Source organism: Pseudomonas sp. UBA6315 (genome assembly GCF_002438125.1).
Classification (GTDB): domain Bacteria; phylum Pseudomonadota; class Gammaproteobacteria; order Pseudomonadales; family Pseudomonadaceae; genus Aquipseudomonas; species Aquipseudomonas faucium.
In genome coordinates this window covers 1-23,144 of the sequence record NZ_DJTF01000018.1, presented here as the reverse complement: position 1 = coordinate 23,144, position 23,144 = coordinate 1, and the positions used below count along the sequence as shown (strand labels likewise).

Here is a 23,144-nt window from a genome sequence, read left to right as displayed (position 1 = left end):
AGGTCTGGCCGCGGCCCCACACCTCCTGCACCGAGCTGAACTGCCCGGCACGCGGGTCGCTGATGCGGTCGTTGGACAGGTTGCGCCCGCTGCGCTCGGTGATCGCCAGCTTGAACTCGGCATCGTGCCACCCGAGGATCTTCTGCAGGTCCAGGTGCGCGCCGAGGGCGAACTGGTCGCTGTAGCGGGCGGTCTTGTCGTCGTTGTAGCCGCCATTGAGGTTGCCGGCCACTTCTCCTACATAGTCGAGGGTGAAGTCGTAGCCCTTTTCCAGCAGTTCGGTGCGAGTGCCGCCCCAGTCGCCGGTCATCCATTTCGACTCGCTGGAAAAGGCCTCGGCCGCCTGCACGCCGCTGCTGCCGACCGCAGCGAGCAACGCCAACGAGCCCAAGGTCCTGATGCGATTGCGCTGTTCCATCCCTTTGCGTCCTCTTTTTTCTTATTGATGGTGTAGACGATTCAACGGCTCTTGAAGTGAGCCACGTTGTCCTTCACTGCCGCGTTGCCATTGCCCAGGCCCAGGCGTTCGCCGCTGGCGGCGTCGAACAGCAGCACCCGCGCCGGGTCGAACTGCAGGTGCAGGCTGTCACCGACCCGGCACGCCACATCCGGCGCCAGGCGGCAGCAGACCTTGGTCTGGTTGAGGGTGACGAACACCAGCAAGTCCGGCCCGGTGGGCTCGGTAACCTGCACCTCGGCGCGAATGCCCGGCAGGCCATTGCCCTCCCCCGTGCCCAAGGTGATCTGCTCCGGGCGGATGCCGAGGATGATTTCCCGGCCCTCCAGCCCGTCGCCGGCCACCCCCAGCGGCAGCTCGCAACGGGCCTGGCCGCTGTCGAGCAGGGCCAGCAGGCGCCCGTCCTGCTTGCTCAGGCGCACTGGAATGAAGTTCATCGGCGGCGAGCCGATGAAGCTTGCGACGAACTGGTTGGCCGGGTCGTTGTAGATCTGCTGCGGCGTGCCGAACTGCTGGATGATGCCGTCCTTCATCACCGCCACCTTGTCGCCCAGGGTCATCGCCTCGATCTGGTCGTGGGTGACGTACACCGTGGTGGTCTTCAGGCGCTGATGCATCAGCTTCATTTCGGTGCGCATCTCGACCCGCAATTTGGCGTCGAGGTTCGACAGCGGTTCGTCGAACAGGTAGATCTTCGGCCGCCGCGCCAGCGCCCGGCCCATGGCCACCCGCTGCTGCTGGCCACCGGAAAGCTGCGCCGGCTTGCGCGCCAGCAGGTGCTCGATCTGCAGCAGCTTGGCCACCCGCGCCACTTCCTCGTCGATCGCCGCCTGCGGCAGTTTGCGGATCTTCAGGCCGAACTCGATGTTCTCGCGCACGCTCATGGTCGGGTACAGCGCGTAGGACTGGAACACCATGGCGATGTCGCGATCCTTGGGGCTCATGCCGCTGACGTCCTGCTCGTCGATCAGGATCGCGCCGCCGCTGATGTTCTCAAGCCCGGCGATGCAGTTCATCAGGGTCGATTTGCCGCAGCCCGACGGGCCGACCAGGATCAGGAACTCGCCATCCTTGATCGACAGCTGGATGTCCTTGAGGGTGTCCGGCAGGCCGCTGCCGTAAGTCTTGTTCACATTGCGAAGTTCAAGCGTTGCCATGTCTTACCCCTTGACGGCGCCGGCGGTGAGGCCGCGCACGAAATACTTGCCTGCCACCACGTAGACCAGCAGGGTTGGCAGGCCGGCGATCATCGCCGCCGCCATGTCGACGTTGTATTCCTTGGCCCCGGTGCTGGTGTTGACCAGGTTGTTCAGGGCCACGGTGATCGGTTGCGAGTCGCCACTGGAAAACACCACGCCGAACAGGAAGTCGTTCCAGATCTGGGTGAACTGCCAGATCAGGCAGACCATGATGATCGGGGTCGACATCGGCAGGATGATGCGCCGGAAGATGGTGAAGAACCCGGCGCCATCCAGGCGCGCCGCCTTGACCAGCGCCTCGGGCACGCTGACGTAGAAGTTGCGAAAGAACAGCGTGGTGAATGCCAGGCCGTAGACCACGTGCACCAGCACCAGGCCTTCGGTGGTGCTGGCCAGGCCCAGCTTGCCGAGGGTGAACGAGGCCGGCAGCAGCACGGTCTGGAACGGCAGGAAGCAGCCAAACAGCAGCAGCCCGAAGAACAGCTGCGAACCGCGAAAACGCCACATCGACAGCACATAGCCGTTCAACGCGCCGATGGCGGTGGAAATCAGCACCGCCGGCACGGTGATCATGATCGAGTTCCAGAAGTAGCCGCTGACCGTGTCCCAGGCCTTGGCCCAGCCGATGCCGGTGAACACCGCCGGCCAGCTCAGAAGGTTGCCGCTGCTGATGTCTTCCGGGGTCTTGAAGCTGGTCAGCAGCATCACCACCAGCGGCACCAGGTACAGCAGCACCGCCGCCAGCAGCACGGCGTAGATGGCGATGCGGCTCAGGCTGATTCTTGCAGCAGGGCTATGCATGGCGTTTGCTCCGCAGCTCCGAGTACAGGTAAGGCACGAGGATCGCCAGGATCGCCCCGAGCATGAGGATGGCGCTGGCCGAGCCCATGCCCATCTGGCCGCGGCTGAAGGTGAACGAGTACATGAACATCGCCGGCAGGTCGGAGGAGTACCCCGGGCCCCCTGCGGTCATCGCCGCCACCAGGTCGAAACTCTTGATGGCGATGTGCGAGAGGATCATCAGCGAACTGAAGAACACCGGCCGCAGGCTGGGCAGCACCACCTTCCAGTAGATGCGCGGCAGGCTTGCGCCGTCGATCTGCGCGGCGCGGATGATCGACGGGTCGACCCCGCGCAGGCCGGCGAGGAACATCGCCATGATGAAGCCCGAGGCCTGCCACACGGCCGCGATCACCAGGCAGTACACCACCCGGTCGGGGTCGATCAGCCAGTCCAGGCGAAAGCCCTCCCAGCCCCAGTCGCGCAACAGCTTGTCCAGGCCCATGCCGGGGTTGAGCAGCCACTTCCAGGCGGTACCGGTGACGATCATCGACAGCGCCATGGGGTAGAGGTAGATCGTGCGGATGAAGCCTTCGCGGCGGATGCGCTGGTCGAGCAGCACCGCCAGCAGCACGCCGATGGCCAGGCTGATGGCGATGAACAGGCCGCCGAACAGCAGCAGGTTCTTGCTCGCCACCCACCAGCGGTCGTTGTCGAACAGCCGGGCGTATTGCGCCAGGCCCGCCCATTTGTAGGTGGGCAGGAAGGTCGAGGTGGTGAAGGAGAGGACAAAGGTCCACAGGATGTAGCCGTAGAAGCCCACCAGGACGATGAACATGCTCGGCGCCAGCACCAGTTTCGGTAGCCAGCGCTGCAGCGCGTCCAGGGGGGAGGCCCGCAGGCGGGCGGTAGCTGTGGTCATGGGTCACCTTGCTCAGAAAACCAAGGACTGTGGGAGCGGGCTTGCCCCGCGAACACCGGCACAGCCGGTGCCAGGCAACGCGGTGCCTGCTTCGCGGGACAAGCCCGCTCCCACAAAGGGAGGCGCAGCCTCTGAAGCGCCTACTTGGCCGCCTTGACCGCCGCCGCCAGCTGCTTGGCCGCCTCGGCCGGGTCGGCCTTGGGGTCGTTGATGTAGTTGGTCACCACATCGAAGAACGCGCCCTGCACGGCCAGCGTGGTGGCCATGTTGTGCGCCATGCTCGGCTGCAGGCCGCCATTCTTGGCATCGGCCAGGAAGTCCTTGGCGGAGGTCTGGGCGCAGGCGTCGAAACCGTACTTGCCCATGTCGGCGAGCATGTCGTTGCGCACCGGGATCGAGCCCTTGTTGATGCTGAAGACTTTCTGGAAGTCCTGGCCCATCACCTTGCGCGCGATGTCCTGCTGGCCCGCTGCAGTGCCCTTGTCGTTCTGCTTGAACACCACCAGCGAGTCGATGTTGTAGAGAAAGGCCTGATCGGTACCGGGGAAGGCCACGCACTGGTAGTCCTTGCCGGCGTCCTTCTTGGCCAGGGTCCACTCGCTCTTGGCCCAGTCGCCCATGATCTGCATGCCGGCCTTGCCGTTGATGACCTTGGCCGCTTCCAGGTTCCAGTCCTGACCCTTGCCGTCCGGGTCCATGTAGGTGGCGACCTTCTTCAGCTCGGTCAACGACTTGACCATCTGCGGCCCCTTGAGCGTCGCGTCGTCGAGCTCGACCAGGGCTTTCTTGTAGCCGTCCACACCCATCACCGACAGCACCACGCTTTCGAACACGGTGCTGTCCTGCCAGGGCTGGCCACCGTGGGCGAGCGGGATGAAACCGGCGGCCTTGAGCTTGTCGGCGGCGGCATAGAATTCGTCGAGGGTGGTCGGCGCCTTGTCGATGCCGGCCTTCTTGAACACTTCAGGGTTGATCCACAGCCAGTTGATGCGGTGGATGTTCACCGGCACGGCGACGTAGTCACCCTCGTACTTCACGGTGTCGGCGACCTTCTTGTCGAGCAGCGTGTCCCACTTTTCTTCTTTGGCCACATCCTTGAGCACATCGGTATCGAGCAGGCCGGTGGCCGCCCAGTCCTGAATGTCCGGGCCCTTGATCTGCGCCACGCCCGGCGGGTTGCCGGCCACTGCGCGGCTCTTGAGCACGGTCATCGCGGTGGCGCCGCCGCCACCGGCGACCGCGCCATCCTTCCAGGTGAAGCCATCGCCCTCGACCTGCTTCTTCAGCACATCGACGGCGGCCTTTTCACCGCCGGAGGTCCACCAGTGCACCACCTCGACGCTGCCTTTGGAGTCGGCAGCCAGGGCACTGAGCGGGAAGACGGAGGCAAGGGAGATCGCGGCAGCGAGACGGAGCGTGGAATTCATCGGAGTACCTTTCTTGTTGTTATGCGGGCAAGTCTTTCGCTTGCATGGCATGGAGTCTAAACAGGGTGCTCGCAGCGTCTGGTAACGAAGCGATGCGTGAATGTCATCGTCTGGTTACATTGCGCGCCAAGGCCGAAGCCAGGCTGGGCGCCAGCGCCACACCGGGCAGCAGCACGGCCTGGTAGGCATGGTAGAGGTCCGGTTTGCCGGCCCAAAGGGTGGCGGCGGGCTGGTTTGTTGGGTCGAGCTGGTGATGCCAGCTGCCGGCGCTGCGGTCGATGAAGTGGCGATCGATGAACTGCCAGAAGCGCTGGTACCAGAGTGCGTAGGGTTGCTCGCCAGTGCGCCGCAGCAGGGCTGCAGCCGCAGCGCAGGCTTCGGCATGCACCCAGTGCAGGCGCTCGCGCACCAGTGGCTGATTGTCCCAGCCGAGGGTGTAGACCAGGCCTTGCCCGCCATCGACGTTCCACGCCAGCCGGCACGCGCTGTCGAACAGGCCGCGGGCACTGCTCAGCAGCCACTGCGGCGAAGGCAGCCCGGCCTGGTGCCGCGCCGCTTCCAGGTGCAGCAATAGGCGCGCCCATTCGAAGGCGTGGCCTGGGGTGGTGCCATAGGGGCGGAAGGGGTCGGCCGGGCGGTCGCGGTTGTAGTCGGGCAAGGGTTGCCAGTGCGCGTCGAAATGCTCGATGACGCGGTAATCGTTGTCGGCGGCGTGGCGCTGGATGATCCGCTCGGCGATGCGCAGGGCGCGCTCCAGCCAGCGGCTGTCGCCAGTGACATCGGCCAGGGCCAGGAACGCCTCGGTGGCGTGCATGTTGCTGTTGGCGCCGCGGTAGGCCTCGGGCTGTTGCCAGTCAGCCGCGAACGACTCGCGCAACGCGCCCTCCTCTTCGCTCCAGAAATGCGCCTCGATGACCCGGATCGCATCCGCCAGCAAGCCTTGCGCGCCATCGGCGCGGGCGACCACGGCGGAGCTGGCGGCCAGGGCGACGAAAGCGTGCAGGTAGGCCGCTTTGCGCGGGTCGCCCGCCCCGAACGGGGTGGCGAACCAGCCGCCGTGGCGGGCATCGTGCAGCGGCCCATGCAAGGCCGCCACGCCGTGTTCCACCAGGGCCAGGCAAGCGGGCTCGCCGCGCAGGTGGGCCAGGGCGAAGCTGTGGGTCATGCGGCTGGTGATGAGGGTTTGCGCAGTGGCCGCCGCTGGCAGCTCGCCGTGGGAGCCGAGGGCGGCAAAACCCAGGGGTACCCGCGAGCCTTTGGCGAATGCCAGCAAGCGCTGGCATTCAGCCTGGAGCCAGGGCTCGGTGGGGAAATCCAGGGGGACCATGTACGGCTTCATCCATGCCAGAGGTGTGCAAAGTCTAGCCAGCCGTCCTGGCGGGAATGTCACGAAGGCGGCTGGCTGTGTCACCGAGTGGTGACATTCGTGACCCTATCGCCGGCAAGCCGGCTCCCACAGAGTGCGGGCTGTTTGTGGGAACCGGCTTGCCGGCGATGGGGCCAGCAGCTTCAATCGACCCCTCGCGGCAGGAACAAGGTCACCCGCAACCCACCCTCGCGCAAGTTCAGCAAGCTCACCTCGCCGCCATGGCTGTGGGCGATGTTGCGCGCGATGCCCAGGCCCAGCCCGTACCCCTGCTGCTGCCCGGCCAGCCGAAAGTGCGGCTCGAATACCTGCTCCAGGCGCTGCTGCGGCACCCCCGGCCCCTGGTCATCGACCTGCAGCACGAAGGCGTCGGCGCTGTCGATGATGCGCAGGCGGGCGCGCTCGCCATACTTGATGGCGTTGTCGATCAGGTTGCCGATGCAGCGCCGCACCGCCAGCGGCTTGCCCGGATACGGCGTCAGGGCCTTGCCCTCGACCGTGATGCGGCCGTCGCCCAGGTAAGGCTCGGCGAGGATGTCCAGCACCTGGTTGAGGTCGATCGGCTCGATGTTCTCGTGGATGTCGGTGTCCTTCACGCATTGCAGCGCGCCTTTGACCAGCAGCTCCAGCTCGTCCAGGTCCTGGCTGAACTTGGCCTGCAGGCGTTCGTCCTCCAGCAGCTCCACGCGCAGCCGCAAGCGCGTGATCGGCGTGCGCAGGTCATGGGAAATCGCGCTGAACAGTTGCGAGCGTTCGGTGAGGTAGCGGCTGATGCGCTCGCGCATGCTGTTGAAGGCACGCGCTACCTCGACCACCTCGCTGCCGCCGCCTTCGGCCACCGGCGCCACCTCGGCGCCCAGCGACAGCTCCCGGGCTGCCCGGGCCAGGCGCTTGAGCGGCCAGCTCTGCCAATGCACCAGCAGGCCGATGAACAGCAGCAGCAAGGCGGTGGTCAGCACGATGAAACCGAGCTGCTGGCGCGGCAGGCGCTCGGCCTCGAGGCTGGTATAGGGCGCGGGCAGCAACGAGGCGATGTACAGCCACTCGCCCTCGCCCAGGCGGATCTGGGTGACCAGCACCGGCGGGTTGAGCGGCTCCAGGGTCAGCGAATAGTGCGCCCAGGAGCGCGGCAATTCGTCGAGCTTCAGGCCGCTGTTGAAGATGCGCAGGTCATCGGGGGCGACGAACTCCACCGAGATGTCCATCTGCGCGCCCAGGCGCTCGCGCAGCACCTGCTCGAACACCTCGATGACCGCCTGCTTGCGTGGCGTGATGGGCAATACCGGCATGTCCAGCGGCTTGTCGTTGAGCGAGACGAAAAAGCGCGTGCCGCCCATGCTGCGCAGCTGGTCCAGGACCATGGGCCGATACGCCACCGGCAAGGAGCGGAAGTAACTGACGCTGGCACTCATGGAATGGGCCAGGCTGCTGGCGCTGGCGCGCAAGCCCTGCAACTGGCTGGCGCGCAATTGGGAAACCCAGATCACGCTGGACAGGCCCTGGGCCAGCAACACCACCAGCAGGGTCAGCAGCAGCATGCGCCCCAGCAGCGAGCGTGGCAGCAGGCGCCAGCGCCGCTCAGCTCGCGCAGCAGACATGCGCCGCCAGGAGGTAGCCACTGCCGCGCACGGTGCGGATCAGCCGAGGGGGTTTGGCGGTATCACGCAGGCGTTGGCGCAGGCGGCTGACCGCCATGTCGACGATGCGGTCCAGCGGCATCGGCTCGCGACCTCGGGTGGCGTTGCCGATGGTGTCGCGGTCGAGGATCTGCTGCGGGTGGTCGAGAAACAGCTTGAGCAGGGCGAAGTCGGCGCCCGAAAGGATCACCTCTTCACCATCACGGTGGAACAGGCGGTGACTGACCGTGTCCAGGCGCCAGTCGTCGAAGGCCAGCACGGCGCTGGCCGGCGCGGCCTGGCCGAACTCTGCGCGGCGCAGCAGGGCCTTGATCCGCGCCTGCAGTTCGCGGGGGCTGAACGGTTTGCCCAGGTAGTCGTCGGCGCCCAGTTCCAGGCCGATGACGCGGTCGGCTTCGTCGGAGCTGGCCGTCAGCATGATGATCGGCACCCGCGACTGGCGCGGGTGCTGGCGCACCCAGCGGCACAGGCTGAAGCCATCTTCATCGGGCAGCATCACATCGAGGATGACCAGGTCGCACGGGGTGCTTTCCAGCGCCCGGCGAAAGCCCTGGCCGTCGGCTTCGGCATGCACCTGCAGGCCGCAGCGGCTCAAGTAGGTTTGCAGCAGCTCGCGAATTTCCTGGTCGTCGTCGACCATCAGGATCGATTTACCGGCAGTGCTCAAGGTGTCCCGCCCCTTTTGTTGTTGTCACAGGTCTTGGTTGCCTGCTAGCGGGCCGCTGCGCGCCCCAATCGCCGGCAAGCCGGCTCCCACAGAAACCTCCCCCACTGGGGTCACACAATACCTGTGGGAGCTGGCTTGCCAGCGATTGGGCTGCACAGCAGCCCCATTCTCAAATCAATGATCCAACGCCTGCTGCAAAGCCACCCCAGCGCCCAGCAACCCGGAAAACTCCGCCGTCACCAGCCACACCGGCACGCCGGCAAAGTAGCCACTCATGCAGCCCTTGTCGGCAAAGCTTGCAGCAAAGCCACTGCGCAGGAACAGTTCGGCAAAGCGCGGAATCACCCCGCCAACAATATAGACCCCACCCCGCGCCCCCAGCGTCAGCACATTGTTGCCGGCCACCCGGCCGAGGAAGCGGCAGAACTGCTCGACCACCGCCAACGCCCGTGGCTCGCCGTTCAAGGCCGCATCGGTAATCTGCGCCGGGGTCTTGTGCCGCGGGGTATCACCGTCCAGCGCACACAGGGCCTGGTACAGGCGCACCAGGCCGCCGCCGCTGAGCACCGTCTCGGCGCTGACATGCCCGATCTGCTGGTGAATCTGCTGATGGATCGCCGCCTCGCGGGCATTGCCCACCGGCAGGTCGACATGCCCGCCCTCGCCCGGCAAGGCCTGCCAGCGCTGCTCGCCCAGGCGCAGCAGGCTGCCGACGCCAAGCCCGGTGCCCGGGCCGATCACCAGCGCCGGCCGCACGGGGTCGGCCTGGCCGGGGCACACTTCGCGAAATTCGCCCGGCTGCAGGCGGGTCATGCCCAGGGCCATGGCCGAGAAATCGTTGATCAGCAGCAGCTGCTCGACCTGCAAGGTCTTGCAGAAGGCGCTGCGGCTCAGCCGCCAGTGGCTGTTGGTAAAGCGAAATTCATCGCCATCTACTGGCCCGGCGACCGCCAGGCACACCGCCGACAAGCCACCGCGGGCGATGCCCTGGTCATCCAGATAAGCTTCGATGGCCTGCTCGGGGCTGGTGTAGTCCGCCGTGGCGAATACCTTCACCTCATGCAGCTGGTTGCCACGCCACAAGGCAAAACGGGCGTTGGTGCCACCGATGTCGCCAACCAGCAAGTCCTTCATTTGAGGTTCTCCAGGGCCGAGGTGAAGGCGCTGGCACCCTGCTCTGCCGGGCTGAACGCCATGCGCATGAAGCCGAACAGCTCGCGGCCACAACCCAGGTCGTTGCCCTGGGGCGGTGCCGGCAGGTCGCGGCTGGCCAGCTCATCGGCCGAGACCATCACCTGCAGCGTACCTTCGACACCATCGACGCGCACGATATCGCCGTCGCGCACCCGCGCCAGCGGGCCACCGTCGAAGGCTTCGGGGCACACGTGGATGGCTGCCGGGATCTTGCCCGAGGCGCCAGACATGCGCCCGTCGGTCACCAGAGCCACCTTGTAGCCGCGGTCCTGCAGCACGCCGAGGAATGGCGTCAGCTTGTGCAGCTCGGGCATGCCGTTGCAACGCGGCCCCTGGAAGCGCACCACGGCAACGAAGTCGCGCTCAAGCTCGCCGGCCTTGAACGCATCGGCCAGCGATTGCTGGTCGTGGAAGATGCGCGCCGGCGCTTGCACCACCTGGTGCTCGGCGGCCACGGCAGACACTTTCATCACGCCACGGCCGAGGTTGCCTTCCATCACCCGCAGGCCGCCTTCGGCCGAGAACGGCCGCGACACCGGACGCAGGATGCTCTCGTCCAGGCTCTGCAGCGGGCCTTCGCGCCACACCAGCTTGCCGTTGTCGAGGAACGGCTCCTGGGTGTAGCGGCGCAGGCCGTGGCCGGCCACGGTGTTGACGTTTTCGTGCAGCAGCCCGGCATCGAGCAGCTCGCGGATCAGGAAGGCCATGCCGCCTGCCGCCTGGAAGTGGTTGATGTCGGCCTTGCCGTTGGGGTAGACGTGGGACAGCGTCGGCACCACCTCGGAGAGGTCGGCCATGTCCTGCCAGGTGAGCTGGATGCCAGCGGCCTGGGCAATCGCCGGGATGTGCAGGGTGTGGTTGGTCGAGCCGCCGGTGGCGTGCAAGGCCACGATCGAGTTGACCAGCGCCTTCTCGTCGACGATCTCGCCCAGGGGCATGAAGCTGCCGCTGGCCTTGGTCAGGCGCGTGACCTGCTGCGCGGCCTCGGCGGTGAGGGCATCGCGCAAGGGGGTATACGGGTTGACGAACGAGGCGCCGGGCAAGTGCAGGCCCATCACTTCCATCACCAGCTGGTTGGTGTTGGCAGTGCCATAGAAAGTGCAGGTGCCGGGGCTGTGGTAGGACTTCATCTCCGACTCCAGCAGCTCCTCGCGGCTGGCCTTGCCCTCGGCATAGCGCTGGCGCACATCGGCCTTCTGCTTGTTGGAGATGCCCGACACCATCGGCCCGCCGGGCACGAAGATGGTCGGCAGGTGGCCGAAGCGCAGGGCGCCCATCATCAGCCCGGGGACGATCTTGTCGCAGATGCCGAGCATCAGCGCGGCATCGAACATGTTGTGCGACAGCGCCACGGCGGTGGACATGGCGATCACTTCGCGGCTGGCGATGGCCAGCTCCATGCCGGGCTCGCCCTGGGTCACGCCATCGCACATGGCCGGCACGCCGCCGGCGAACTGGCCGACCGAGCCGACCTCGCGCAGCGCCTGTTTGATCTGTTCGGGGAAGTGCAGGTAGGGCTGGTGGGCCGAGAGCATGTCGTTGTAGGCCGAGACGATGGCCACGTTGGCCGCGTTCATCAGCCGCAGGCTCTGCTTGTCGTCGGCGCCACACCCGGCCACGCCGTGGGCGAAGTTGGCGCATTGCAGGCTGGCCCGCATGGGTCCGTCACTGGCCGCGCCGCGAATCAGCTGCAGGTAGCGTTCACGGGTGGCACGGCTGCGTTCGATCAGCCGCTGGGTGACCTCAAGGATGCGCGGGTGCATGTACTGGACTCCAGGCTAACGATTAGGGCGGCTTAGCGGGCATTTCCCCTCCAAACGATTGCGACCTAGGCTCAAGGTAAAGGGCCTGGTGCATCGACGGAGGCGGCTCACCCGACCGCTCGTTGTATATTTAAACAAAATACTGCCAGCAAAAAGGCTTGTTTTCTATCGCTCAGTGAATAATCTTGTAATTCCAACAACAAAACCGTTTCAGTGAAGCTACTTTGTGCCACAGGTTTCACTCCGACTGCCAGAGGTACTGCCATGACCCTACGCATCGCCATCAACGGATTCGGCCGCATCGGGCGCAACATCCTGCGCGCACTGTATACCCAAGGCTACCGCCAGGACCTGCAGGTCGTCGCCATCAATGACCTGGGCGACAGCGCGATGAACGCCCACCTGCTCAAGTTCGACAGCGTGCACGGCATTTTCGCTGCATCGGTCGAGGCCGATCATGAAAGCCTGACGGTGAACGGCGATCGCATTGCCGTCAGCGCCATCCGCAACCCGGCCGAACTGCCCTGGAAGGCCGAGGCGATCGATGTGGTGTTCGAATGCACCGGCTTGTTCACCGACCGCGCCAAGGCGGCCGCGCACCTGGCTGCGGGGGCTGGCAAGGTGATCGTCTCGGCGCCGGCCAAGGGCGCCGACGCCACGGTGGTGTATGGGGTCAACCATGACGTGCTGCGTGCTTCGCACCAGGTCATCTCCAGCGCCTCCTGCACCACCAACTGCCTGGCACCGATCGCCCAGGTGCTGCACCGCGAGTTCGGCATCGAGCAAGGGCTGATGACCACCATCCATGCCTACACCAACGACCAGGTGCTGACCGACGTCTACCACAGCGACCCCTACCGGGCCCGCTCCGCCACCCAGTCGATGATCCCGAGCAAGACCGGCGCCGCCGAGGCCGTGGGCCTGGTGCTGCCGGAGCTGGCCGGCAAGCTCACCGGCATGGCGGTGCGGGTGCCGGTGATCAACGTTTCGCTGGTCGACCTCACCGTCAACCTCAAGCGCGAGGCCACCGCCGAGCAGGTCAACCAATTGTTCCAGGAGGCCAGCCTGCACTCCAAGGTGCTCGGTTACAACGCCTTGCCGCTGGTGTCGTGCGACTTCAACCACAACCCGCTGTCGTCGATCTTCGATGCCAACCACACCCGCGCCAATGGGCGGATGCTCAAGGTGCTGGCCTGGTACGACAACGAGTGGGGGTTCTCCAACCGCATGCTGGATAACTGCCTGGCGCTGTGCAGCGCCCGCTGATACCGCGTCGGCCCTATCGCCGGCAAGCCGGCTCCCACAACCACCCAACGAACCCGTGGGAGCCGGCTTGCCGGCGATAGGGCCAGCCTGAAAACTACAATCTTTACCTTTTCCTAACACTTCCAGGCTTGACCTGCAGGCAAGATGATAAGCATTATCATTCACCTTTCGTCGGCCAGGTCACCCCGTGAGTCAGTCCCGGTTCAACTCCGTCTTCCTCGTCCAGCGCCTTTCCCTGCTGCGCACCCTGCAGCGCATGGTGGGCAACCCCAGCACCGCCGAGGACCTGCTGCAGGAAACCTACCTGCGGGTTTCCCGTGCCCTTGGCGAGCGGCCCATCGAGCACCTCGAACCCTTCGTGTTCCAGACCGCCCGCAACCTGGCCCTGGACCACCTGCGCACGCGCCGCGTGCAAGCGCGCATGCTGGTCGACGATGTGCCCGACGAGGTGCTGCACAATGTCGCGGCGCCCCTGAGCAGCAGCGAAGACGCCGCCCATGCCGAGCAGTTGCTCAAGCACCTGAGCGTCAGCCTCAACCAGCTGACCGAGCGCCAGCAACGGATCTTCATCCTCAGCCGCCTGCATGGCGCCAGCTACCTGGAAATCGCCGAACAACTGAAGGTTTCGGCCAGCACGGTACAGAAGGAATTGAAACTGATCATGGCCATCTGCATGGGCGTGGCCGATCGCCTCAAATGAGCCGACCGTTGGCCGCCTGGGTAGGCCGAAACCCTTGCCACGCCCCGCCTTAGCCTTGATCATTCGAAAAAATCCATTCAAGGACTCACCGTGACCGACAGCCCCGCCCCTCGCCCGCCTGCTGCCGGGCCCGACGCCCGTGCCCGTGCGATGAGCGAGGCGCTGGACTGGCTCGTGCGCCTGCAATGCGCCAGCGACGCCGACACCCTGGCGTTCGAGCAATGGCTCAGCGCGGCCCCGGAAAACGCCGAGGCCTATGTCGAGGCCGAGGCCTTGTGGAACGGCACGCCATTGCGCCAGGCCGCCACCCAGATGCACCAGGGCCGGCGGCGCTCCGTGCGCGGGCGCCTGCGCAGCCATTGGAAACCCCTGGCCACTGCCGCCGTGCTGCTGGTCGGGCTGTTCACCTTCGGCAACCTGCCGGTGCGCCTGCAGGCCGACCACCTGACCGTGGTCGGCGAGCGCCAGCGCCTGCAGCTGGACGATGGCGCCAAGGTGCTGCTCAACACCAACTCGGCGTTCGCCAGCGACCTGCGCGAAGGCCGCCAGGTGGCGCGCCTGCTGCAGGGCGAGGCGTACTTCCAGGTAACGGGCGCTGCGCAACTGCCGCTGGAGGTGCAGGCCGGGCCGCTGCGCGCGCAGGTGCGCGACACCGACTTTGCCGTGCGCTACCTCGATGGCGAGGCGCAGGTGCGCGTGCAGCGCGGTGACGTCGACCTGCAGGCCGCCAGCGACCAGCGCATCCGCCTCAGCGCCGGCGACAGCATCAGCGTCGGCCCGCAGGGCTTCGGTGAGCGCCAGCGCCCCGACATGCACAAGGACCTGGCCTGGGTCGAGGGCCGCCTGTTGTTCGAGAACTGCCCGCTGAGCCAGGTGCTGGCCGAAGTGCGCCGCTATTACCCCGGCTGGATCATCAACCGCAACGGCCACCTCGACGACATGGCCGTAACCGGCAACTACCGCCTCGACCAGCCCCTGGAGACTTTGCGCGCCCTGGCGCACATCACTTCGGCGCAGCTTCACGAATACCCCGCCGTGGTCATCCTCAACTGACCTGAAATTATTTTTACGCGATCGCGCTACCCCGTCCGTCTCGTTATAGCCAATGCAACTGATTCTTGTTTGAAAACGAGAACAGTCATCACCTATAACAGTTCGCGCGTCAGGGAGCGCTTTCGATGTCCACAGGTCCAACTCGCCCGTCCACCCTTCCCCGCCGCACAGGGCAATTGTCGCTGCTGACGCTGGCCCTGCTCGCCAGCGGCGCCTGCAGCCTGCCGGCGCTGGCCGCAGAACCGGCCCAGGCCAGCAGCCCGCGCATGGGCGACTACCGCTTCAGCATCGCCCAACAGCCGCTGGTCGAGGCGATCAACGCCTTCAGCCAGGTCACCGGCTGGCAGGTCGGCTTCAGCGCCGAACTGGCCGACGGCGTGGCGTCCCCTGGCGTGCAGGGTTCGCTGCCGCCTGAGGCCGCGCTCAAGCGCCTGCTGCAAGGCACGGGCCTGGGCTACCGGAAGATCAGCAACGGCAACGTGGTGCTCGAGCGCCAGTCGGCGGGCAACGCCATCGCCCTGCAGCAGATGACCGTCAGCGCCACCCGCAGCGCCCAGGACGTCAGCCAAGTGCCGAGCACCGTGAGCGTGCAGACCCGCGAGCAACTGGACCGGCAGAACGTCAACAGCATCAAGGAACTGGTGCGTTACGAGCCCGGCGTGTCGGTTGGCGGCGTCGGCCAGCGCAGTGGCCTGAACGGCTACAACATCCGCGGCATCGACGGCGAGCGCATCCTGACCCAGGTCGACGGCGTGTCGATCCCTGACAGTTTCTTCTACGGCCCCTACGCCCAGACCCAGCGCAACTACGTCGACCCGGAAATCGTCAAGCGCGTGGAAATCCTCCGCGGCCCGGCCTCGGTGCTGTACGGCAGCAACGCCATCGGCGGTGCGGTGAGCTACTTCACCCTCGACCCGGACGACATCATCAAGCCCGGCAAGGACGTGGGTGCGCGCCTGAAGACCGGCTACAGCTCGGCCGATGAGAGCTGGCTGACCTCGGCCACCGTGGCCGGCCGCCAGGGCGACTTCGACGGCCTGCTGCACCTGAGCCAGCGCAACGGCCACGAAACCGAGTCCTATGGCGAGCACGGCGGCACCGGCCTTGGCCGTACCGAAGCCAACCCCGAGGATGTGCGCACCACCAACGTGCTGGCCAAGCTGGGCTGGAACTACGCCGACGACGCGCGCCTGGGCTTGACCTACGAGCGCTACAAGGATGACCGCGACCAGAACATCCTCAGCGCCGTGGGCGGCCCATTCATTCCAGGCTTCGGCGCCATGAACTCCTACCGCATGCGCCAGGGCAACGACACCGTCACCCGCGAACGCTTCGGCATCAACCACGAATTCGGCCTCGACAGCCTGGTCGCCGACCACCTGAAGTGGAGCCTGAACTACCAGATCGCCAAGACCGACCAGCGCACCGACGAGCTGTATGTGGCCTCGGGGCGCCAGGTCTTGCGCGACCGCCAGACCACCTACAAGGACCGCCAATGGGTATTCGACGCCCAGCTGGACAAAGCCTTCAGCCTCGGCCAGACCGACCACCTGCTGACCTACGGCACCACCCTCAAGCATGAAGAAGTGACCGGCTCGCGCAGCGGCTCCGGCACCTGCGTGGCGGTTGGCGGTGGCTGCAGCGCCATCGGCCAGGACAGCCCGCGCGATGGCCAGGCGCTGGTCAGCGACTTCCCGGACCCGACCGTCAACACCTACAGCCTGTTCGTGCAGGACGAGATCCGCTGGAACAACTGGACCTTCCTGCCAGGCGCCCGCTACGACTACACGCGCATGGAGCCGAAATTCACCGACGAATTCCTGCGCGGCATCCAGGGCACGGGCACCGCGCCCAGCGAGCTGGACGACTCGGACAAGAAGTGGCACCGCGTGTCGCCCAAGCTCGGCATCACCTACGCCTTCAACGACAACTACACCTGGTACGGCCAGTACGCCGAAGGCTTCCGCACGCCGACCGCCAAGTCGATGTACGGCCGCTTCGAGAACCCGGGCCTGGGCTACAGCGTGCGCGGCAACCCGAACCTGGAGCCGGAAAAGAGCAAGAGCTACGAAACCGGCCTGCGCGGCAACTTCGATGCCGGTAACTTCAGCGCCGCGGTGTTCTACAACAAGTACCGCGACTTCATCGACGAAGACGCCGTGCAGTCGGCCAACCTGGGCACCACCTTCCAGGCCAACAACATCAAGCACGCCACCATCAAGGGTGCCGAGGTCAAGGGCCGCCTCAACCTCGACCACTTCGGTGCGCCGCAGGGCCTGTACACCCAGGGTTCGATCGCCTATGCCAACGGGCGCAACGATGACAACGGCCAGCCGCTGAACAGCGTCAACCCGCTGACCGGCGTGTTCGGCCTGGGCTATGAGCAGCCGAACTACGGCGGCTTGCTGAGCTGGACCCTGGTCAAGCGCAAGACCCGCGTCGACGACACCACCTTCTACGCCCCCGACGGCGCCAGCTCGCAGTTCCGCACCCCCGGTTACGGCGTGCTGGACCTGAGCGGCTTCTACAAGGTGACCGACGATGTGACGGTGAACGCCGGGCTCTACAACCTGACCGACAAGAAGTACTGGCAGTGGGATGACGTGCGCGGCTACGACGGCCAGGGCGAAGCGGCCGTGACCCAGCCGGCCAACCTCGACCGCCTGACCATGCCGGGGCGCAACTTCGCCATCAATGTGGTGTGGGATATCTGATGTGAGCTGATCCGTTCTGGCCTCATCGCCGGCAAGCCGGCTCCCACAGGTGCAGCACAGGTTTCGAATACTGTGCAGTTCCTGTAGGAGCCGGCTTGCCGGCGATGAGGCCAGCACAAACACCACAAGGCCACAGTTTTTTTACTGTCCCCGCCCCGCTGTTTCGTCTTGTCACTAGACGCCCTCATTTTCCAAGGACCCACCCCATGACCGACCGCCCAGCCCTGCGCTCGCAACGCCTCAACCAGGTCACCCACGCCCCGCACACCGAGCTCGATGCCCTGGTCAAATCGCACAAGCCATTCGACAGCCGCGAAAGCTTCGCCCGCTTCGTCGTCGCCCAGTACCTGTTCCAATCCGAATTGCAGGCCCTGTACAACGACCCGCAACTGATCGCCATCGTCCCCGACCTCGCCGAGCGCTGCCGCGCCGAACAAGCCCGCCTGGACCTCGCCGACCTGGATACCGAAGTGCCGGCCGCAGTACCCGGCGCGCTGCACACGCCAAGCCTGGGTGAGGCATTGGGCTGGATCTTCGTCTCCGAAGGCTCCAAACTGGGCGCTGCGTTTCTGATCAAGCGCGCCGTGGCGCTGGAATTGTCCGACAGTTTCGGTGCCCGCCACCTCGGCGAACCGGCCGGTGGCCGTGCCGAAGGCTGGAAGCAGTTCACCCGTATCCTCGATGGCCTGGCGCTGTCGGACGAAGAAGACGCTGCTGCCGAACGCGGTGCAGTCGCCGCCTTCGAGCGCTTCACCGAACTGCTCAAGCATGCCTACGCCGCGGACGCCGCGCTGGCCTGACACGCATCACCCGGCCGCCCCTCCGGTGGCCGGACGTTTTACGCAGTGAGACCATGACCCGACCTGCCCGCTCGAAACTGACGCGCCTGCTGTACGGCATCCTGGCTTACGTGAGCCTGGGCATCGGCCTGGTGGCGATCGTCATCCCCGGCCTGCCGACCACCGAATTCATCCTCCTTGCCGCCTGGGCCGCGACCCGCAGCTCGCCACGGCTGTCGGCCTGGCTGGAGAACCACCGGCTGTTCGGGCCGATTCTCTACAACTGGCGCAATGGCAAGGTGATCCAGCGCCGGGCCAAGGTCAGCGCGACGATCAGCATGCTGCTGTGCGCAGGCCTGATGCTGACCTTCCTCGAGCACCACTGGCCGGTGTTCCTGGCCATTGCCGGCATGACCCTGGGCAACCTGTGGATCTGGTCGCGCCCGGAGCGGCCATGCCCTGCCGGGTCACAGGCTCAGCAGCCCTGAATACAGCAAGTAGGCCGCCAGCGCAGCACCGGCCAGCACCGCCGCGAAGATCAGCTTTTCCCAGGTGGTGAACAAAGGCTGGCCCTGCTCGCGCTTGGCCCGGGCGAACAGGATGACCCCGGGGGCATACAGCAGCGCCGACAGCAGCAGGTACTTCAGCCCACCGGCGTACAGCAGCCACACCGCATACACCAGCGCCACCGATGCCACCAGCAGGTCCTTGCGCCGCAGCGCCGGCTGCCCGGCGTAGCTTTCGCCGCGCACCGCCAGCAGCACCGCATAGGCTGCCGACCATAAATAAGGCACGAGGATCATCGACGAGGCCAGGTAGATCAGGCTGGTGTAGGTGCCCGCCGACACCAGGGTGATCAGCAGGAAGCCCTGGATCATGCAGTTGGTCAGCCACAGGGCGTTGGCCGGCACGTGGTTGGCGTTTTCCTTGGCCAGAAAGCGCGGCATGGTCTTGTCCCGCGCCGTGGCATACAGGATCTCGGCGCACAGCAGCGCCCACGACAGCAGCGCACCGAGCAGCGAGATGGCCAGGCCGACGCTGATCAGCAAGGCGCCCCAGGGGCCGACGATGTGCTCCAGCACCGTGGCCAGCGACGGGTTCTGCAGCCCGGCCAGCTCCGGCTGGGTCATCACCCCCAGCGACAGCACGTTGACCAGCACCAGCAGCGCCAGCACGCCGATGAAGCCGATCACCGTGGCCTTGCCCACGTCCGAACGGCGCTGCGCCCGCCCCGAGTACACGCTGGCGCCTTCGATACCGATGAATACGAACACCGTCACCAGCATCATGTTGCGCACCTGGTCCAGCACATTGCCGAACTGCGGGTTGCTCAGGCCCCAGATATCGCGGGTGAAGATGTCGGCACGGAAGGCAAAGGCGGCGATGACGATGAAGATCAGCAGCGGCACCACCTTGGCCACGGTGGTCACCTGGTTGATGAACGCCGCTTCCTTGATGCCGCGCAGCACCAGAAAGTGCACCGCCCACAGCAGCAGCGACGCGCAACCGATGGCGACCGGCGTGTTGCCCTCGCCGAACACCGGAAAGTAGAAGCCCAGGGTGCTGAACAGCAGCACGAAGTAACCGACGTTGCCCAGCCAGGCGCTGATCCAGTAGCCCCAGGCCGAGGAAAAGCCCATGTACTCGCCAAACCCGGCCTTGGCGTAGGCGTATACGCCTGAGTCCAGTTCAGGCTTGCGGTTGGCCAGGGTCTGGAACACGAAGGCCAGCGCCAGCATGCCCACCGCGGTGATGCCCCAGCCGATCAGCACGGCACCGACGTCGGCGCGTGCTGCCATGTTCTGCGGCAGCGAGAAGATCCCGCCGCCGATCATCGAACCGACCACCAGCGCGATCAATGCACCAAGGCGCAATTTCTGTCCTGGTTCGCTCATGGAGATCTTTTTTCCTGTGTTGTCATGCAGTTGAAACAGCCGAGATGGCCATATGAATAGCGCGTTCTTATATATCCGAGGGTATTTGTGACAGGCTGCTCATAACTGCTTTGTCTATCAACCCTACCTGTGAAAATTAGCAGCATCCGAGCAACTAGAAAAGAAACTGATAAAACTCAATATTCTTGTGAAAAATTTGCGAAAGCGACAAAAGCGTCTAGCTTCAGACATCGCAGGTGTAACAGAGCGTTTGCTCTAGTAGTACATGGAGGTGCCAGCGCAGAAGGCCTGCGGCAGAGCGGTTGGCACTCTCCGGGAGCCCGGGTGTGGGAAATTTCCTACATTTCGCGACCATGAACTGATCTAGGTCAGGGCATGGCTTAGGCGTCGGAACTATTCTGTCGTCAACTTTCTCCTGGCAGGAGTTGTTAAATGTCTGATTCATCCGGAAAACTAAAACTCGGCGCGTTAGTTGCACTTGTGGTCGGGTCAATGATCGGCGGCGGGATCTTCTCGCTGCCACAAAACATGGCGGCCAGCGCCGGCGTCGGTGCCGTGCTGATCGGCTGGGGCATCACGGCGGTCGGCATGCTGATGCTGGCATTCGTGTTCCAGACCCTGGCCAACCGCAAGCCTGACCTGGACGGCGGGGTATATGCCTACGCCAAGGCGGGTTTCGGTGACTACATGGGCTTCTCGTCAGCCTGGGGTTACTGGATCAGCGCCTGGCTGGGCAACGTCGGTTACTTCGTCTTGCTGTTCAGTACCCTCGGTTACTTCTTCCCGATCTTTGGCGAGGGCAACACGCCCGCAGCCATCATCGGCGCCTCGATCCTGCTCTGAGCGGTGCATTTTTTGGTGCTGCGAGGCATCAAGGAAGCGGCGTTCATCAACCTGGTCACCACCGTGGCCAAGATCGTGCCGCTGGTGCTGTTCGCCCTGATCTGCCTGTTCGCCTTCAGGCTCGACATCTTCACCGCCGACATCTGGGGCACCGGTACGCCTGAGCTGGGTAGCGTGATGAACCAGGTGCGCAACATGATGCTGGTCACCGTCTGGGTGTTCATCGGCATCGAAGGCGCGAGCATCTTCTCGTCCCGTGCGGAAAAACGCTCCGACGTCGGTAAGGCCACGGTCATCGGCTTCATCACCGTGCTGCTGTTCCTGGTGCTGGTCAACGTGCTGTCGCTGGGCGTGATGACCCAACCGGAGCTGGCCAAGCTGCAGAACCCGTCGATGGCGGCCGTGCTCGAGCACGTGGTCGGCCACTGGGGCGCGGTGCTGATCAGCGTCGGCCTGATCATCTCGCTGCTCGGAGCCCTGCTGTCGTGGGTGCTGCTGTGCGCCGAGATCATGTTCGCCGCGGCCAAGGACCACACCATGCCGGAGTTCCTGCGCCGCGAAAACGCCAACCAGGTACCCGCCAACGCGCTGTGGCTGACCAACGCCATGGTGCAGATCTTCCTGGTCATCACCCTGTTCTCCAGCAGTACCTACCTGTCGCTGATCTACCTCGCCACCTCGATGATCCTGGTGCCTTACCTGTGGTCGGCGGCCTATGCGTTCCTGCTGGCCATGCGCGGCGAAACCTATGAGCAAGCTGCCAAAGAGCGCAGCAAGGACCTGCTCATCGGCGCCATCGCATTGGTCTACGCCATCTGGCTGCTGTACGCCGGCGGCGTGAAATACCTGCTGCTCTCCGCCCTGCTGTATGCCCCGGGCGTGATCCTGTTCGCCAAGGCCAAACACGAAATTGGCCAACCGATCTTCACCAACGTGGAAAAACTGATCTTCGCAGCCGTGGTCATCGGCGCCCTGGTGGCGGCCTACGGTCTTTACGACGGCTTCCTGACCTTGTGATCCCACGTCTTTGCACTAATGGAGGATTGAACCATGTCCGCTGAAAAACAGAAGTACGGTGTCCACTCCGAAGCCGGCAAACTGCGCAAGGTGATGGTTTGCTCCCCGGGCCTGGCGCACCAGCGCCTCACCCCGAGCAACTGCGATGAATTGCTGTTCGATGACGTCATCTGGGTTAACCAGGCCAAGCGCGATCACTTCGACTTCGTCACCAAGATGCGGGAGCGCGGTATCGAAGTCCTCGAGATGCACAACCTGCTGACCGAGACCATCCAGAATCCAGAAGCCCTGAAATGGATCCTCGATCGCAAGATCACCCCCGATACCGTCGGTGTCGGCCTGACCAACGAAGTGCGTAGCTGGCTCGAAAGCCTGGAGCCTCGCAAACTGGCCGAGTTCCTGATCGGCGGCGTTGCCGGTGAAGACATTCCGGACAGCGCCGGCTCCAACGTGATCAAGATGTACCGTGACTACCTCGGCCACTCCAGCTTCCTGCTCGACCCGCTGCCCAACACCCAGTTCACACGTGATACCACTTGCTGGATCTATGGCGGTGTGACGCTGAACCCGATGTACTGGCCAGCACGACGTCAGGAAACCCTGCTGACCAGTGCCATCTACAAGTTCCACCCAGAGTTCACCGGTGCCGACTTCGAAGTCTGGTATGGCGACCCGGACAAGGACCACGGCAAGTCCACCCTCGAAGGCGGCGACGTGATGCCTATCGGTAACGGCGTGGTGCTGATTGGCATGGGTGAGCGCACCTCGCGCCAAGCCATCGGCCAGCTTGCCCAGGAGCTGTTCAAAAAAGGCGCGGTAGAAAAAGTGGTGGTCGCCGGTTTGCCAAAATCCCGCGCTGCCATGCACCTGGATACCGTCTTCAGCTTCTGTGACAGAGACCTGGTTACGGTCTTCCCGGAAGTGGTCAAGGAAATCGTGCCATTCGTGATCCACCCAGACACAAGCAAACCTTATGGGCTGGATGTGCGCCGCATCGATAAATCGTTCATCGAAGTGGTGGCCGAATCGCTCAACCTGAAAAAACTGCGCGTTGTCGAAACCGGTGGCAACAGCTTCGCCGCCGAACGCGAACAGTGGGATGACGGTAACAACGTGGTCGCGGTAGAGCCCGGCGTGGTCATCGGCTACGACCGCAACACCTACACCAACACCCTGCTGCGCAAGGCCGGGGTCGAAGTCATCACCATCAGCGCCGGCGAACTGGGCCGGGGCCGTGGCGGCGGCCACTGCATGACCTGCCCGATCATCCGCGACCCAATCGATTACTAACGTCCATACACCCGGCCGCGCCCACGAGGCGGCGGCCGGGACCCTCACCGAATTCAAGGAGAATCAGTCATGGCGTTCAACATCCACAACCGCAACCTGCTCAGCCTCGAGCACCACACCACGCGCGAGCTGCGCTACCTGCTGGACCTGTCCCGCGACCTCAAGCGCGCCAAGT

18 protein-coding genes and 2 pseudogenes are annotated in these 23,144 nt (G+C 64.9%); 9 read left to right on the top strand and 11 right to left on the bottom strand.

The features are described 5' to 3' along the window. From B3E94_RS01440 to edd, 10 genes are all read right to left on the bottom strand, one after another. On the bottom strand, positions 1-418 hold a 418-nt coding region (locus tag B3E94_RS01440; protein WP_286912057.1), incomplete at its 3' end, for a carbohydrate porin. A gap of 41 nt (positions 419-459) precedes the next feature. Further along, positions 460-1,614 (bottom strand): ABC transporter ATP-binding protein, encoded by a 1,155-nt coding sequence (locus tag B3E94_RS01435; protein ID WP_286912055.1) that lies wholly within the window; start codon positions 1,612-1,614, stop codon positions 460-462. A gap of 3 nt (positions 1,615-1,617) precedes the next feature. Continuing rightward, positions 1,618-2,457, bottom strand: a complete 840-nt coding sequence (locus B3E94_RS01430; protein ID WP_176514674.1) for a carbohydrate ABC transporter permease — start codon at positions 2,455-2,457, stop codon at positions 1,618-1,620. Next, entirely contained in the window at positions 2,450-3,358 is a 909-nt protein-coding gene (locus tag B3E94_RS01425; RefSeq protein ID WP_176514673.1) for a carbohydrate ABC transporter permease, read from the bottom strand. The genes B3E94_RS01430 and B3E94_RS01425 overlap by 8 nt, the downstream gene beginning before the upstream one ends. A gap of 140 nt (positions 3,359-3,498) precedes the next feature. Next, the gene (locus tag B3E94_RS01420) at positions 3,499-4,785 is read right to left on the bottom strand and encodes an ABC transporter substrate-binding protein (RefSeq protein WP_286912054.1); all 1,287 of its coding nucleotides are present in this window, start codon (positions 4,783-4,785) and stop codon (positions 3,499-3,501) included. Positions 4,786-4,888: 103 nt separating this feature from the next. Continuing rightward, the gene (locus B3E94_RS01415) at positions 4,889-6,112 is read right to left on the bottom strand and encodes an AGE family epimerase/isomerase (protein ID WP_286912053.1); all 1,224 of its coding nucleotides are present in this window, start codon (positions 6,110-6,112) and stop codon (positions 4,889-4,891) included. Positions 6,113-6,294: 182 nt separating this feature from the next. Continuing rightward, positions 6,295-7,749 carry an ATP-binding protein gene (locus B3E94_RS01410; protein ID WP_286912051.1) on the bottom strand — a complete coding sequence of 485 codons (1,455 nt, stop codon included), beginning with the start codon at positions 7,747-7,749 and terminating at the stop codon, positions 6,295-6,297. Then, positions 7,730-8,455, bottom strand: a complete 726-nt coding sequence (gene gltR / locus B3E94_RS01405; RefSeq protein ID WP_286912050.1) for a two-component system response regulator GltR — start codon at positions 8,453-8,455, stop codon at positions 7,730-7,732. The genes B3E94_RS01410 and gltR overlap by 20 nt, the downstream gene beginning before the upstream one ends. A gap of 174 nt (positions 8,456-8,629) precedes the next feature. Further along, complete coding sequence (locus B3E94_RS01400) at positions 8,630-9,589, bottom strand: glucokinase (RefSeq protein ID WP_176514663.1); 960 nt, start codon at positions 9,587-9,589, stop codon at positions 8,630-8,632. Continuing rightward, entirely contained in the window at positions 9,586-11,412 is a 1,827-nt protein-coding gene (gene edd / locus B3E94_RS01395) for a phosphogluconate dehydratase (RefSeq protein WP_286912049.1), read from the bottom strand. Before edd ends, B3E94_RS01400 begins: the two co-directional genes overlap by 4 nt. 264 nt (positions 11,413-11,676) lie before the next feature. On the opposite strand from edd, the gene gap reads away from it, so the two are divergent. From gap to B3E94_RS01365, 6 genes are all read left to right on the top strand, one after another. Continuing rightward, positions 11,677-12,678: a type I glyceraldehyde-3-phosphate dehydrogenase gene (gene gap / locus B3E94_RS01390; protein ID WP_176514659.1), complete on the top strand. Its 1,002-nt coding sequence runs from the start codon at positions 11,677-11,679 to the stop codon at positions 12,676-12,678. 187 nt (positions 12,679-12,865) lie between these two features. After that, positions 12,866-13,378, top strand: coding sequence for an RNA polymerase sigma factor (locus tag B3E94_RS01385; protein WP_176514657.1), 513 nt, complete (start codon positions 12,866-12,868; stop codon positions 13,376-13,378). Between the two features lie 90 nt (positions 13,379-13,468). Beyond that, on the top strand, positions 13,469-14,431 hold the full coding sequence (locus tag B3E94_RS01380; protein WP_286912048.1) for a FecR family protein: 963 nt from the start codon (positions 13,469-13,471) through the stop codon (positions 14,429-14,431). A gap of 125 nt (positions 14,432-14,556) precedes the next feature. Continuing rightward, positions 14,557-17,145: a TonB-dependent receptor gene (locus B3E94_RS01375; RefSeq protein WP_286912047.1), complete on the top strand. Its 2,589-nt coding sequence runs from the start codon at positions 14,557-14,559 to the stop codon at positions 17,143-17,145. Between the two features lie 206 nt (positions 17,146-17,351). Further along, complete coding sequence (locus B3E94_RS01370) at positions 17,352-17,945, top strand: biliverdin-producing heme oxygenase (RefSeq protein WP_236236715.1); 594 nt, start codon at positions 17,352-17,354, stop codon at positions 17,943-17,945. Between the two features lie 53 nt (positions 17,946-17,998). Then, positions 17,999-18,412, top strand: a complete 414-nt coding sequence (locus B3E94_RS01365; RefSeq protein ID WP_286912044.1) for a YbaN family protein — start codon at positions 17,999-18,001, stop codon at positions 18,410-18,412. Here the strand turns inward: B3E94_RS01365 and arcD (B3E94_RS01360) are convergent. Beyond that, the gene (gene arcD, locus B3E94_RS01360; RefSeq protein ID WP_176514647.1) at positions 18,392-19,819 is read right to left on the bottom strand and encodes an arginine-ornithine antiporter; all 1,428 of its coding nucleotides are present in this window, start codon (positions 19,817-19,819) and stop codon (positions 18,392-18,394) included. The two genes, B3E94_RS01365 and arcD (B3E94_RS01360), sit on opposite strands and share 21 nt — an antisense overlap. Before the next feature lie 432 nt (positions 19,820-20,251). On the opposite strand from arcD (B3E94_RS01360), the pseudogene arcD (B3E94_RS01355) reads away from it, so the two are divergent. The 3 genes and pseudogenes from arcD (B3E94_RS01355) to B3E94_RS01345 all read left to right on the top strand — a co-directional run. Beyond that, a pseudogene (gene arcD / locus B3E94_RS01355) lies at positions 20,252-21,679 on the top strand (arginine-ornithine antiporter). 33 nt (positions 21,680-21,712) lie between these two features. Next, positions 21,713-22,969, top strand: coding sequence for an arginine deiminase (gene arcA, locus B3E94_RS01350; protein WP_286912042.1), 1,257 nt, complete (start codon positions 21,713-21,715; stop codon positions 22,967-22,969). Positions 22,970-23,038: 69 nt separating this feature from the next. Then, positions 23,039-23,144: pseudogene (locus B3E94_RS01345) on the top strand (ornithine carbamoyltransferase subunit F); the annotation flags it as partial.